This window comes from candidate division Zixibacteria bacterium HGW-Zixibacteria-1, assembly GCA_002838945.1.
Classification (GTDB): Bacteria; Zixibacteria; MSB-5A5; order GN15; family PGXB01; genus PGXB01.
Map to the genome: position 1 here is coordinate 25,248 of PGXB01000034.1, position 13,517 is coordinate 38,764.

Here is a 13,517-nt window from a genome sequence, read left to right on the forward strand (position 1 = left end):
TGGCCGGCGGAGCCCTAATTACGGCTGCCAAAATGCGAAGAAACAAGACAAAGTTTTTACCTTTTTTTTGAATATAAAAAAGAAAATCAGCACGAAAAATCAGGCTAAAAACCGCTAAAATTACCAGAGTCGCCGCTAATAGACAAATATGGCAATTGGCATGATCGTCAAGGCAATAAGTTATATGATAAAGAACTGCCGCAAGGCATGGTAGTAAGATCAATAATGCCAGTACGGCCAACCAGATTGGTATTGCGTTTTTCTGACCTTTTTCCATGACTTTTTAAATAAAAATAATATTTCATTGATTGTCAATAAAAAATCATAGGAAAATTCATAATTATAACGACAGCCTGTTTCCTGCTCCGATATCATATTGGAGCAGTGGTAATTATAAAAGCAGCAGAATGGGCTAGAGTCTATTCAGCAGTGACCGGAGGTAGGCCAACCGCTGGTTTCTGGCGAGTTGGGTCAAATCAAGGCGGATCATCATGGTTTCGGCAAAGGAAAATTCCATCGGATACTCGGTCACACGCCGCCAGTTTTCGATTTCCTTGCGCTCGAATATTTTGTCGGCATCGAAATACATTTCGACCATCCCGCTCCGGAGCCTGATCTTATTTATTTGGTGCGCGAAGGCGGAAACTTTCACCGCCGCCGCCTCGAACAGGTTATTCACTTCATCGGGCGGTTTGCCGAACCGATCCTCGACATCATCGCGGATTTTTTCGATCTCCTCGAGCCGCCTCGATCCGGCGATTTTCTGGTATATCTCGACTTTCTGCTGTTTGATATCGACGTAGTATTCGGGGATGAGCACCTCGATGTCCATCTCGATCTTGGTATCCGGCACTTTAGGAACCTCTTCCCCCTTCAGTTCCGCAACCGCTTCCTCGAGCAGTTTGGTGTAGAGATCAAAACCGACCTCTTCGATAAAGCCGGACTGCTGCGCGCCGAGGATATTCCCGGCGCCGCGGATCTCGAGGTCTTTCATGGCCAGCGCAAATCCAGAGCCGAGGTCGGCATGCGCCTCGATGGCACGGAGCCGTTTGCGGGCATCATCGGAGATGAGCCGGTACGGCGGCGTCAAGAGAAAAGCGCGGGCATGCACCGAAGAGCGCCCGACCCGCCCGCGAAGCTGGTAAAGCTGCGCCAGGCCGAAACGGTCGGCGCGGTTGATGATGATGGTATTGACCGTAGGGATATCGAGACCGGATTCGATGATCGAGGTGGACAGCAGCAGTTGGAACCGCCCGGAGAGAAACGCCAGCATGATGCCCTCGAGCGATTTTTCATGCATCTGACCATGCGCCACGCCGATCTCGACCTGCGGAACGATTTTCTTGAGGTAGCGGTACATCGCCTCGATGGTCTGCACCCGGTTATGCACAAAAAAAACCTGGCCGCCGCGGTCGATTTCATGCAGGATGGCTTCGGCGATAACCTCGGGATCGAATTCGGAAATGTTGGTTATGATGGGAAGGCGATCCTTGGGCGAGGTATTTATCAGCGACATATCGCGCGCGCCCATGAGCGACATCTGCAGCGTCCGGGGAATCGGGGTTGCGGTCAGGGCGATGGTATCGACGGTGGTTTTGATCTTGCGCAGTTTTTCCTTGTGCTTGACACCGAAACGCTGTTCCTCGTCGATTATCAGCAGGCCCAGATCCTTGAATTCGACATCTTTGGAGAGCAGGCGATGGGTCCCGATGATGATATCGACCTTGCCTTCGGCCAGTTCCTCGATAATCGCCTGTTGCTGTTTGCGCGTGCGAAAACGGGAAAGCATCTCGACCCGAACCGGGAAATCGGTCAGACGCCGGCTGAAGGTACTGAAATGCTGCTGGGCAAGAATGGTCGTCGGCACCAGCACCGCCACCTGCTTGCCGCCTTCAACCGCTTTGAAAGCGGCCCGGATGGCCACTTCGGTTTTGCCATAACCGACATCGCCGCACACCAGCCGATCGGCCGGAATCGGTCTTTCGAGATCGGATTTGACATTATCGATAGCCTTAAGCTGATCGGTGGTCTCTTCGAACGGGAAGGATGCTTCGAGCTGTTTCATCCAGGTCGTATCCGGGCCGAACGAATGGCCCGGCCGCGTTTTGCGGGCGGCATAAATCTTGAGCAGATCGGCGGCCATGTCGGCAATAGCTTTTTTGGTGCGCGCCTTGACCTTCTCCCAGCCGGTTCCTCCGAGTGATGACAGGCGCGGCGTGGTGTCTTTTCCCGAATACTTTGAAACATAGTTGAATTCCTCGATAGGCACATACAACTTATCGCCGTCGGCATATATCAAAAGCAGGCAGTCGCGGGCTCGGCCGGCCGCCTCGATTGTCTTAAGTCCCTGATAACGGGCGATTCCAAAACTGGTATGCACGACATAGTCACCTTCGGTAAGGCTGGTGTAATTCTGAATCGCCACGCCCTCTTTGAATTTCTTCCGGCGCAGGCGGCGGTAGTGGCGCCCGAAAATCTGGTGGTCAGTCAGAACCGCAAAGCGGTGGGTCTTGCAGACAAAGCCGCCTTTGAACTGGGCGACTTCGATAGGAAGCACCGCCGGAGACTCGATTTTTTCGCTGAGGAGTTCATTCAATCGCGCCGCCTGGCCCGAATTGTCGGCGGCAATAAAGAACCTGATACCGGTCCGATAATAGGCATCGACCGTTGTCGAAAGCAGATCAAGTCTTGAACCGAGCGCCGGATGATCGCGGCATTCGAAATCGATGATATGCTCCCGTCCTCCTTTGAACGGAACGAGATCTATTTTGCGGCCGTTGTCAAAATGCTGTTCCACTTTTTTCAGGTTGGCATAATATTGATCGACTGCGGGCGGATTTTTCATCCGCTCCAGAATCCGGTCGTGCCGCTTTTCGGCATCTTTTAGAATATCGTCTATCTCGGCTTTGACATTTCCGGCGCCCTTGAGAAAGAAAATCGGATCGGTTGCGATAAAATCGAACAGGCAGCCGCGCTCCATGCCGAATGAAACCGCGAGCCATTCGAGGCCGGGCAGTTCGGGATCATTTATATAGCGCGCCCGGATAAGATCGGCATCATCTTCCGGCATGGTTTCGATAAACCGCTCGACCGTTTCCAGCCGGATCGATACCTCGCGGCGCGGCAGCAGTTCGACCTGATCAAGCTTCTCGGTCGTGCGCTGAGTGGCAACATCGAACTTGCGGATGGTATCGATCTCATCGCCGAAAAACTCCACGCGGACCGGATGCTCGAAGCCGGGCGAAAAGAAATCGATGAGGCCGCCGCGGACGGCAAAATCGCCGATTTCCTCGACAAGATTGACGCGCTGGAAACCCATGACGGTCAACTTTTCGGCCAAAGTATGAATTATCGCTTCATCGCCCACTTTTAGAATCAGGCTGCCGGATTCAAAATCGCCGGCGGTAATAGTCGGTTCGATAATAGCCGAGATCGGAGCCACAACGACTCGGGCAAGATTTCGTTTAAGGCGGGCAATGGTGGACAGCCTTCGGCCGATTATCTCGGCCGGGGCCGCCCGGAATTCATAGGGGGGCGCCTGGAGCGACGGGAAATGATCGACCGACTTTTCACCCATCAGGAAATTGAGATCATCGTAGAGATCATCGGCTTCCTCGGAATCGGAAGTCACGACAATAATCGGCCGTTTGATTTTGCGGCTCAATTCGGTGATCAGCATCGCCGGCGAGGAGCCGGCCAACCCGGTTATGGTTATTTCCTGGTCCTGGCTGTTTTCGATTTTATTGAGCAGCTCCAGATAGGGCATCGACTCGCGAAACCGCTCATTTATGGAATCAAGGTAGCTTCGTTTGTATTCGGTCGCGGTGCTCATTTATCACTCCAAGCACGAAAGCCCCACCCGAAATGCGGGAGGGGTGTTGTTTTATTTTATTTGTCGGGTATTATTTTAATAAATTCAACCCGATAAATCAATCACTTTTGTCTAATACGCTGAATAATAGTCATTTGTTCCCGCGGAAAGTCGTGGGAATTTATTCTATTCCCATGATTATAGGCCGATTGCCTTTCTTTCCTTTATATGTTATTTTTCCTCTCCGGCAAATGATATTTGTTGGAGAGATTTTGTAGATTTAATTTTGACCTAAAAAAGAAAAAATTTTGTAATAAACCAGGAATAACAATGAATGACGATGAAAGAGACAGGGAGTTGGCCAGGTCGTTATTCGGGAGCGTCGGAAAGGCAAAAGCAACCGGCGGACATGTTCCCGACAGGAACAAGCTTTTGCAGCCTCTTGAGCACCCGAAATCGGTCATACATTCTTTTTGCACCGGGTGCGGATTATATCTTGAGCGATTTATGATAAGCGCCGAGGACAGGGCCGGAGCCGCCAATATCCCGATCCCGGATAATCTTGACGGCTACTACATGGAAACCGAAAGCTGCAGTCTTTGTGACAGTCGGGATCCATTGGTGGTTTTCAAGAAAATTGATGACTTGCCCGGATGATTCCGCGCTTTGCACGATCATGGTTGCATATCGTTTCTAATCATCGGAGAGCTTTGAGCTTTACTTCCTGCGGCGCATGCCTTTCTTAGTATCAAGACTCGCCTGATCGGGCAGGGTGTTCCGCTCCCAGAAAACGCCGCCGGTGAGCCCCTGTATCGAGATATCATCATCGGCAAGTTCCAGTCTTCGCTCGGCCAGAAGACAGTACTCCTCTTCGATCTCGACACCGAGATATTTTCGGTTCAGTTTTTTGGCTACGACCGAAGTGGTCCCGCTTCCAAGAAACGGATCAAAAACCAGATCGCCCGGATTGCTGCCGGCATGGACCAACTTTGCGATCAGCTTTTCACTTTTCTGGGTGGGATGATCGGTGTTTTCCGGCATCGACCAGAACGGGATGGTGATATCGGTCCATAGATTCGACGGGGCGGTATCGCGGTAATTGCCGGTTTTGGTTTCTTTCCAGTCTTTGGGGGTACCGTCGTCATGGCGGTACGGTGCAATAACCTTGCGCCGGAGTTTCACATCGCTGACATTGAAAGTAAACTCTTTCGAGACCGTGCAGAACCAGATATCCTCGCTCGAGTTTTTCCAGTTTTTCGAGGCGCCTCTCCCCTTCTCGCGCTCCCAGGTGATGCGGTTGCGGACGATGAAAAATTTTGATGCCGCCGCAAAGATCGAGGCGGAACTGAACCAGTCGCCGCAGATATAAATGGTGGCGGTTTTTTTGAGAAGCGGTTTCAGGACGGTCAGCATCTCGTACAAATAATTTGTGTAATCATCGACCGACCGACGGCTGAAACGGCTGCCATTGAAGTTTTTGTCGAGATTGTAAGGCGGATCGAGAATCATCAGATCGACCGATGCCTTTGGCAGGACAGGGACCAGCTCACGATAATCACCACAGATTGTGGAATTGAGAGGAATGGGCGGGCCGGGCAGGGATTCGAGACGAACTAATTTTTTCAGAAGGCGTTTACGATCAGCGGCGGTCAGCGAGATGGTTCGGTTTCTCGGTGCACGCTGTTTCATAACAATCCTCGCACAGCGATTTGCAATTTATTTAGAAAACCGTGTCGAGATCTGCTGATCCAATCCGGCTGCCGCGGCCGCCGGCGCCACAGAGATCGGCTCGAAAATAATGCTCATGATTTCCGATTTGAGCGCAATTAGATCCTGAATGAACTTGTCACGTTCGCCGGCATCAAGCTTCCCGGCCAGATTCTGGTAATACTCGATACCGTCCAGCAGGTTTTGCTTGAATTCGGCAAAATACTTGGCGGTCCGATTCAACAGGCCTTCCCTTGTCTTTTTCAATTCTTTAAGAAGGTATTCAATAAACAGTTTCAGTTCGGTAATAAACATGTGAGGGCGCTGCGATCCTGACAGCAATGAAACGCGGCCATAGATATGGCTTATCATTTCCTCGAGTGTGGCAATTTTTTTGAAGCTGATAATATTGGGGCCGCAGCAAACAGCCGTCTTGGCGATCGATTCCAGACCGTTTTTCAACTCGGCCCCGCCGGCCAGATCAAGACAGATACAGGAACGGCTGATGACTTCTTCGCGGATTGATTCTTTCATTTCCTGCGGCATTTCTTCGCTGTCCAATTGGATCAGTCGTTTTTTCTGATATTCCCGCGAGGCCCGGCACAACGGTAATTTCGAAAATTCAGTATCGGAGCCGAGGTATCCCTTGGGGCAGGGACTTCCGGGTTTTCCCTGTCGGATTCGCTCGAGGCGGATTTCCTCGCTTTCGGAAGTTTTCAAGTTCCAGAACGGAACGCCGAGAGGGGAACAATCGGTCAGACAGATATCATCGGCCCTGGCCGCAATCAATTTACGCAGATGCACCGCATCCACATTGGTTACTTCCGGGACCAGCAGAAACGGCGAACCCCACCCGATGCTATCCAGATGGAAATAATTCAGCAGAAACTGATGCTCGGCGTATGTTCCGACACCACCCTGGGCCGTTAGATGAACCGGCATAGTCGGCGGACTGGGGCGTCCAAGGGAAACCAGCGCCTTTTTGTAATCTTCATAAAGTTCCTCAGTCAGCGCCTCGCGGTTTTGAAGGAATTCTTCAATGATTGGACCCATCAATGATCCCTTGGTTGCAAAAGCATGACCGCCGCAATTAAGACCGGATTCGATGCGATATTCCGATACCCACAATCCATAGCGGGCCAGAAGTTTACCCTGAAGCGCAGCTGATCGGTAATCGCTCACTTTTAGAATTAATTGCTTCTTGGGAAGATTGCCGTCAACCGGGAAGAAGTCATCAAAATTGGCAATGTATGCATACAAACGGCGGTTGACACCGGCCGAAAGCACGATTGAAGAATGTAATGTACTTTTGGCATAACCCCGAAGGGCCGACATGGCCAGCGCATATTCCGGCGCCAGTTTGACTCCCTTGTGATACATATCGCGATCAAGCTTGGTCATTATATTGACATCGATTTTGCCCGGGGCCATATGACAGCGAAGCATTTCCTGCAGAACGGCTTTTTTCTGCGGATTGTCGGTTGCCCCCATTGCATTGTAAACCTGTTTCATGCCGCCGTTGGGAAGCAAATCGAAATATCTGACCAGGTCGCTTCCGGGCTCAAATGGCAATGCCTGTATGGCCACTGCCTGTTCCGCGACCAATTCATCGATTAGATTGAGATAGGCGGTGATACGTCGTGCTCGAGCATCTTCTTCCCGCTCCATGATCGGTTGAAAGGGGCGATTATAATTCCTGCTATGGAACATGCGCATTTTTTCCATCAATATATCATCACCGATCGAGATGACCGAAGTAATTCCATATTTAGCGACACGCAGCGGCGTATCGATGGTAAATCCGGTACCCATGACCGGGATATGAAAAGTATGAGGCTTGACCTGTGTGTGCCCGACAGAGGTATCGCATATCAAGCAGGTCGAGCTGTGAAGGTGGTTGTCATTGCAACTACCGCTCATAAATTACCTCCTGTATATGCCGTTTATCATCATTTCCAGCATATTGTCAACCATGGTCTCCAGCGATATTTTATATTCATCCAGAGCCCATTGAAATTCCAGTGAGGCCAGCGCGACAATAAGAACATGCGCGGCCATTTCCACGTTATTGATGACAAGCTCGTTACGTTTTATTCCCTGCAGCAAAATATCTTTGACTATTTCCTGCTCCGACTTGAGAAATTGCTGCCTGATCTGAGCAATATGGGGCCAGTAATCGCCCCAGGTTTCATAAGTGACACGGTAAAAATTTACAAACTCAGGGACTTTCCCCAGTCGAGTCATCAGATGGGCCTTAAGCTTGTCGGCTACTTCCGAATGAGAGTCGACCGCATGTCTTATCGAGGACAGAAGTTGGCCGGTTTCGGTCTGGAGAACGACGTCAAAAATTTCATTTTTGTTCTTGAAAATTTTATAAATGGTAGCTTTGGAAATATGGGCTTCCCTGGCGATATCATCTGTAGTGACCTTCCGGAGTCCGAACTGTGCGAACAAAACCTGAGCCGCGTCGATAATCTGCGACTTCCTATCCATAAGAAACCCTTACAAATAAAAAACGTATTTTATATTATACGTTTTTGGGTTTAATTAGCAACCTATTTTTTCACTTTTTTACATTTATTTATAGCAGACTATAATTTTTCACTGTCAATTAATGTTATAGTGTTGCCATTAAATGACTTAGACTTCAAATTCTGTCGATTTATCCTAACCTGGCTTGGCCATGTAAATGGCCGAAAATCGGAGTCAAAAATTCCCCTTTGGCCAAATTATGCGAATAAATTATTTTGATTATGCGAAAGGATTAGCCCTCTAAGCTTCCATAATAATAAAAAAGTAAACTAACTTCGGGAGATTCAGGGTGCAAAAAATTTTATTACCTCCAATAATAATTACTACCATCTTACTTCTTATTGTCTGTGGAACGGGTTTGAGTCCGCTCAAAAGTAAATCGAATAACAGCGGAATGAATATTCTGCTTCTGGTCAGTCGTAATTATGGCGCTAATTATTTCTTGTATCGCGATATTTTTGAGCAGTACGGCTGGAAAGTAACTCATGGCGGTGTCCTTAAGGAGATACCGGCCTGCCCGCCGTACTATTACCGTTATCAATTGCCTGTTATAGTCCCGGACATCATGACAAATGAAGTAAAAAACCCCGGCGAATATGATTGTGTGGCAATTATGCCATCCACTTCATTCTTTTCTCCGGTTCCCTTCGATGAATTCGTCAATGATCCACCCACTTTGCAGTTGATATCAACGGCAGTGAAACAAAATATTCCGGTTATATCATCATGTGCCGGAGCGCGGGTTCTGGCGGCGGCCGATGTAATCAGAGGTAAAACCATCATAGGAAACCAGGAATTTAAGGACGAATATGAATCGGCCGGGGCATCGGTTGTGGACAAGGACCGCCCGCCTATTATTGACGGCAGCATTATAACAACCGCCCGCGGGATGTATTACAGCATGGTCAATTGCATGGCCATGGCGACAGCCATCGAAGAAAGACAGGCGAAAGGAAAGCATCCGAATTACCCGGAAAAAGAATTTATTTTTTCCGATGCCGTCGATTTCGCGCCGGATACAATTGTATGGGCGCGGACTTTCGGCGGGTTTGTGGCCGACGGCGGCCAGGCGGTATGCAGGACCGAAAACGGCGGTTTTTTAATTGTCGGCTACACCTTCTCGCATGGATCGGGTGACGCCGACATTTTGGCCGTCAAGACCGATGCCGAAGGAAAGAAAGTCTGGGCAAAAACCTTCGGCGGCGCCGGAACAGAATACGGTTACGGATGTGCAGCGGTTGATGACGGGTATGTTATCACCGGTTATACGACATCATATGGGGCGGGTTCGAAGGATGTTTATCTGGTCAGAATCGACTCCAGGGGCAATGAAATCTGGTCAAAGACTTTCGGAGGTGCAAGCTGGGATGTCGGCAAAGCTGTCTCCAGAGCGGTCGATGGCGGTTATGTCATCTGCGGATTTACGCATTCATCGGGAAGCGGCGAAGAGGATATTTATTTGATAAAGACGGATACCGCCGGCAATGAAGTCTGGTCGAAAACTTATGGTGAAGAGCGCTCGGAAACCGGCAACTCGGTTTATGCAATGGCTGATGGAGGATATATAATCGGGGCCACGACCGGGACGACCGAAGGGGGCAACAGCGATTTTTATCTGATCAAAACCGATTCCGAAAGCAATGAAGTTTGGTCAAGGAAATACGCCACGAACGGAAGCTATGGCCATGGTTTTGACTGGTGCAATTCGATGTGTCCGACAAAGGACGGCGGCTTTATAATGGCCGGATATTCCGATTGCGAAGATATCATGAATGCCCATGTCATCAAGATCGATTCGATGGGCAATGAAGTCTGGTCAAAATCATTCGGTAACAGCAAATTTTATGATTACGGCAATTCTATATGTGCCAGTGATGACGGAGGGTATTTAATCGGCGGGACGGCCAAGGCAGTTGACAGCGCCACTACTTACAATAATGATTTCTACATAGTCAAGCTTGACTCCGACGGTAATATACTGCGGCAACATGTGATCGGCGGGGCCGGGTCAGAATGGGGCAGCCAGATTTATGAAACGGCAAGCGGGGATATTATTCTGGTTGGACAGACCAGCGACCGGGATTCCGAGTCATTTGATGTCTGCATGATAAAATTGCGCGGCGCCGACTGACGGCAGCCCGACGCCTGTTGGGAATCAAAATCAGACGCCAAGAAAACGCAGCGCCGTTTGGGCATATATTTGAGCCACCGGCAGCAGGGTCCTCAACTCGACATACTCGCCGGCGCAGTGGTGGTTGGCCCCTTTGGGGCCGAAAACGATAGTCGGGATATTGCCCTCACCGGCAAAAACATTGGCATCGACAATTCCGCGGTGCCCGGCGAAATGGGGTGCAACTCCAATCACTTCTGAATAGACATCCTTGAAAATTTTGCTAAAGGATGTCTGTTCATCGAGGACATAAGGTTCATAGGCAGGTGGAGGCGTTTCGATTTCCACCGTTGATTTCAGTCCAAGCGAGTCAATCAGTTCTCTCATATCGCGAACGGCGATTTCGACCGTTTCGCCGGGGACAGTCAATCGGGTAATGATTATTTCACATCGTTCGGGTACGACAATGGCATATTCTTTATAGCCGCCGTCGATTTTAAGGGCGCAGACGGTCCCCTTGGCGAACAAAGGATGCTCCCTCATTTTGAGTTTACTCAATTGGCCGATAATGGCGGCGGCGTCATCGATGGCATTGATGCCGCCCAGGTGGGGTCGAAAAGCATGAGCCGCTTTGCCTTTTATGATAAGTTTATACAGCACTTTGCCGGTAACGGCCAGCGGCAGGTAATCTTTTTCCGAATCGCCGTAAAAATGCTCCGCATGCAGCATGGCCCCGCATTTTGCATAATCGGTTTTCAGGAATGCTTTTGCGCCAAGACTGAGACCTTCCTGATCGACCGTGACCGCCAGACCGAGACGCCCGGCCTTGCCGTCGAGTAAACCGGATTTGACAAGTGATTTGAATGCGGCCATCATACAGGCCAGCCCGGCTTTCATATTGATCGCACCGAGACCATAAAGACTTTCCCGTGGAGCGATATTAGCTCCTATTACTTCTGAAATAATAGGCATGTATCCTTATCACCAACTAAATTGAAACGACATGCAAGCCAATATACAAGGCTATGCAACCGCTTGCATACCAATGACTTAATGTATACTTCTTATCCATCTAAAAGAAAGCCCTTCCCTTGCACTCAGGCTTTTTGGGGTGTCCCGACATATCCCTGAAGCCTTGAATGTCAAGGACGATACCTCGAAAGGCCATCTCTTGGGTATCTTCGATCGTCAATTTAATTGGTGATAGGTTGTCTCTTGTGCCACTGCCGGTGACAGGAATCACACAACACTTGATACTTCAAACGATCAAAATTTGATCTCACGATGGAAAGCCAATATAAATGACTGTGGCCAGATTTATCGCGGTGCTCTATCCCGTTACCTTGTTGGTGGTGGATAACTAAGAGTTTTAGATCACTTTCACCACACACAGCACAGCAACACTGTAACTGACTCACTCCCGCGAGACAATCCAGGCGGAGCAATCGCCTATAAAGCCTGTGCCGGGCTTTACACTTTGGTCTCTGACTGTAGGTTTTCATGTAGCTTTGATAATAGGTGCACTTACAGATTTTACACTGATTATCAACTCCGTCATATTGCGCCCGATTATGGTAGAACTCATCGGTTGATTTGGTCTGTCCGCATGTGGGACATCTTTTCACTCGGCTCAAATTTAACCTCCTTAATAGATTACTTTATCTTTTTATACAGCAACTCGCTTGCCAATGGAAGAGCCGTGTCGGCACATATTGGTAAGCAACCATAAATTATGGTTTTAACACCACAATCTTAAAACATTTCCAATAAAACTAAAAAGCATCGGTTTTCATCCGGTTGTATTTTGGAAACGTTAAAATACAGTTCCTTGTATCATGGATTCACCTATCTTGGTTTGGCACGTCCATTGCGATACTTTTTTATAGAACATAGCAAAGGAGAAGAGAAAATGTTGTATACCGATCAGAAACCGAATGCCGAATCCAAAGAATGCGATCACAATAATTTTGACAGTCTTGCCGGACAGATCGTTTGTTTAGACTGCGGTCAAATTCTGGATGAAGCCGATACGATCAAGGAAATAGAGGATGATGAACCGGCCTGTGACCATCCGGATGAAAACTGTCACTTGGGAAAAGGACAGGACGAACGGATATGCAATCTCTGTGGTCGGACGTTTTATCGGTCAAGTAAATCATAACCTATAGAAAGCGAGGTTAAAATGTTAAAGAATCACAAATTACTGGACGCCTTAATTGAACGTAATGCACTCAAGATCAAGTTGGCCGAGATTGAAAAGGCCATCAAGGAAACGGCGGAATATCTCTATCAGGAAGCCGGTGAAGATTCAGTTCTACAAGTGAGCGGTAATAAGATTGAATGTCGGTGTATTCGCCGAATCGCTCCAAAATATAAGGAACTGGCTTTTGAACTGGTGGGTGAGCATCCCGAACGCCTACAGGAATTGGCCGACAGCGACCGGAAACGGTTCATAAATGAAACGATCAGCTATCAAATTCACATCTTAAATCAGGAGTAATAATGAAAACCAAAGCCATGAAAACCAAACGTTGCTGTTGCCGGTTTCATACCGGAGAGCGCATCCTGCCTATTGAGCGATTCAATAAATCCAAAGGCAGACAGGGTATTATGAACTGGTGTAAGGATTGCCAGTCCTATTATGGTTGGCTGAAGCGGCACGATCTGCTGGAAATTGAAAAGCAATTCAGCAAGTGACCGCCTGCATACCGGCAGGGTGAGAAAGGGGCTACTCTATATCAATTCCAAGGATGAATACCGGAATATCAATATCCGCAATTCCACGTGCCTTTAAGTCCCACGCAAACTGCTCGAAATAGGAAACGCCCGTTGACATTTCATCCGCAAAGTGCTTAACTCCAACAATCTCAATTCCAGTGTCAATATAGCCAAGTTTATGGAATATTGTCATTTTAGCACAGACATTATAAACCATAAAGGCATACTTTCCGAACTGTAGCTCTATACCCAGCTTTTCCTTTACGAAGTCCATTTCTCTAAATGCACCCTTGCCCATTGCCGGTGGTTTATATCCTGCAACATATAAATCTGTTGGATAATCGCATTTTACGCGCACAGGTTTCCAACTATAATTGGTAAATTGCTCCTTAAATACACCATTTAGCTCTCTGGGAGCATACAATTCTCGCCCTGGCATGGTCTTCTCTTTACTAATCTTAGTCATGTGCTCGGAGGCATCTATTGATTTGATTATCGTCTCAACTTCTTTAAATAAGTGAGGGTATTTCGACAATACGACTTTGAAGTTCCCCCGATTTAGTGGACACGGAGAAAGGATACTATTATTATGATTCTTTCTCATCCTGAGTCCCGAAGGACAGGAGGTGTTCAGATGTT

The 13,517-nt window shown here is 48.5% G+C and carries 11 protein-coding genes; 5 read left to right on the forward strand and 6 right to left on the reverse strand.

All coding sequences use genetic code 11. The features are described from left to right. Window positions 1-412: 412 nt before the first annotated feature. Window positions 413-3,832, reverse strand: a complete 3,420-nt coding sequence (gene mfd, locus CVT49_12305) for a transcription-repair coupling factor (protein ID PKK82712.1) — start codon at window positions 3,830-3,832, stop codon at window positions 413-415. Between the two features lie 309 nt (window positions 3,833-4,141). Here mfd and CVT49_12310 point away from each other — a divergent pair, with 309 nt between their 5' ends. Next, window positions 4,142-4,468: a hypothetical protein gene (locus CVT49_12310; protein PKK82713.1), complete on the forward strand. Its 327-nt coding sequence runs from the start codon at window positions 4,142-4,144 to the stop codon at window positions 4,466-4,468. 60 nt (window positions 4,469-4,528) lie between these two features. Here the strand turns inward: CVT49_12310 and CVT49_12315 are convergent, their stop codons facing one another. Genes CVT49_12315 through CVT49_12325 form a run of 3 tightly spaced genes read right to left on the reverse strand, consistent with a single transcriptional unit; the run spans window position 4,529 to window position 8,011 of the window. Beyond that, window positions 4,529-5,500 carry a site-specific DNA-methyltransferase gene (locus tag CVT49_12315; protein PKK82714.1) on the reverse strand — a complete coding sequence of 324 codons (972 nt, stop codon included), beginning with the start codon at window positions 5,498-5,500 and terminating at the stop codon, window positions 4,529-4,531. Between the two features lie 27 nt (window positions 5,501-5,527). Further along, on the reverse strand, window positions 5,528-7,438 hold the full coding sequence (locus tag CVT49_12320; GenBank protein PKK82715.1) for a hypothetical protein: 1,911 nt from the start codon (window positions 7,436-7,438) through the stop codon (window positions 5,528-5,530). Between the two features lie 3 nt (window positions 7,439-7,441). Next, entirely contained in the window at window positions 7,442-8,011 is a 570-nt protein-coding gene (locus tag CVT49_12325) for a hypothetical protein (GenBank protein PKK82716.1), read from the reverse strand. 433 nt (window positions 8,012-8,444) lie between these two features. On the opposite strand from CVT49_12325, the gene CVT49_12330 reads away from it, so the two are divergent. Next, window positions 8,445-10,181 carry a hypothetical protein gene (locus CVT49_12330; protein PKK82717.1) on the forward strand — a complete coding sequence of 579 codons (1,737 nt, stop codon included), beginning with the start codon at window positions 8,445-8,447 and terminating at the stop codon, window positions 10,179-10,181. 30 nt (window positions 10,182-10,211) lie between these two features. On the opposite strand, the gene CVT49_12335 is transcribed toward CVT49_12330, so the two are convergent. Next, window positions 10,212-11,132, reverse strand: coding sequence for a hypothetical protein (locus CVT49_12335; protein PKK82718.1), 921 nt, complete (start codon window positions 11,130-11,132; stop codon window positions 10,212-10,214). Between the two features lie 937 nt (window positions 11,133-12,069). Between CVT49_12335 and CVT49_12340 the strand changes: the two genes are divergently transcribed. The 3 genes from CVT49_12340 to CVT49_12350 are packed head-to-tail and all read left to right on the forward strand — an operon-like array spanning window position 12,070 to window position 12,857. After that, window positions 12,070-12,321: a hypothetical protein gene (locus tag CVT49_12340; GenBank protein PKK82719.1), complete on the forward strand. Its 252-nt coding sequence runs from the start codon at window positions 12,070-12,072 to the stop codon at window positions 12,319-12,321. 21 nt (window positions 12,322-12,342) lie between these two features. After that, window positions 12,343-12,660, forward strand: a complete 318-nt coding sequence (locus tag CVT49_12345; GenBank protein PKK82720.1) for a hypothetical protein — start codon at window positions 12,343-12,345, stop codon at window positions 12,658-12,660. A gap of 2 nt (window positions 12,661-12,662) precedes the next feature. Next, window positions 12,663-12,857 (forward strand): hypothetical protein, encoded by a 195-nt coding sequence (locus tag CVT49_12350; GenBank protein PKK82721.1) that lies wholly within the window; start codon window positions 12,663-12,665, stop codon window positions 12,855-12,857. A 31-nt stretch (window positions 12,858-12,888) separates the two neighbouring features. Here CVT49_12350 and CVT49_12355 read toward each other — a convergent pair whose 3' ends face one another. Further along, window positions 12,889-13,482, reverse strand: coding sequence for a restriction endonuclease (locus tag CVT49_12355; GenBank protein ID PKK82722.1), 594 nt, complete (start codon window positions 13,480-13,482; stop codon window positions 12,889-12,891). Window positions 13,483-13,517: the final 35 nt, after the last annotated feature.

What these genes read in the sequence shown, in the direction of transcription:
- CVT49_12340 (PKK82719.1), top strand. Translation starts at nt 12,070, where the DNA reads ATGTTGTATACCGATCAGAAACCGAATGCCGAATCCAAAGAATGCGAT.
- CVT49_12345 (PKK82720.1), top strand. Translation starts at nt 12,343, where the DNA reads ATGTTAAAGAATCACAAATTACTGGACGCCTTAATTGAACGTAATGCA.
- mfd (PKK82712.1), bottom strand. Translation starts at nt 3,832, where the DNA reads ATGAGCACCGCGACCGAATACAAACGAAGCTACCTTGATTCCATAAAT.
- CVT49_12325 (PKK82716.1), bottom strand. Translation starts at nt 8,011, where the DNA reads ATGGATAGGAAGTCGCAGATTATCGACGCGGCTCAGGTTTTGTTCGCA.
- CVT49_12310 (PKK82713.1), top strand. Translation starts at nt 4,142, where the DNA reads ATGAATGACGATGAAAGAGACAGGGAGTTGGCCAGGTCGTTATTCGGG.
- CVT49_12315 (PKK82714.1), bottom strand. Translation starts at nt 5,500, where the DNA reads ATGAAACAGCGTGCACCGAGAAACCGAACCATCTCGCTGACCGCCGCT.
- CVT49_12330 (PKK82717.1), top strand. Translation starts at nt 8,445, where the DNA reads ATGAATATTCTGCTTCTGGTCAGTCGTAATTATGGCGCTAATTATTTC.
- CVT49_12335 (PKK82718.1), bottom strand. Translation starts at nt 11,132, where the DNA reads ATGCCTATTATTTCAGAAGTAATAGGAGCTAATATCGCTCCACGGGAA.
- CVT49_12355 (PKK82722.1), bottom strand. Translation starts at nt 13,482, where the DNA reads ATGAGAAAGAATCATAATAATAGTATCCTTTCTCCGTGTCCACTAAAT.
- CVT49_12350 (PKK82721.1), top strand. Translation starts at nt 12,663, where the DNA reads ATGAAAACCAAAGCCATGAAAACCAAACGTTGCTGTTGCCGGTTTCAT.
- CVT49_12320 (PKK82715.1), bottom strand. Translation starts at nt 7,438, where the DNA reads ATGAGCGGTAGTTGCAATGACAACCACCTTCACAGCTCGACCTGCTTG.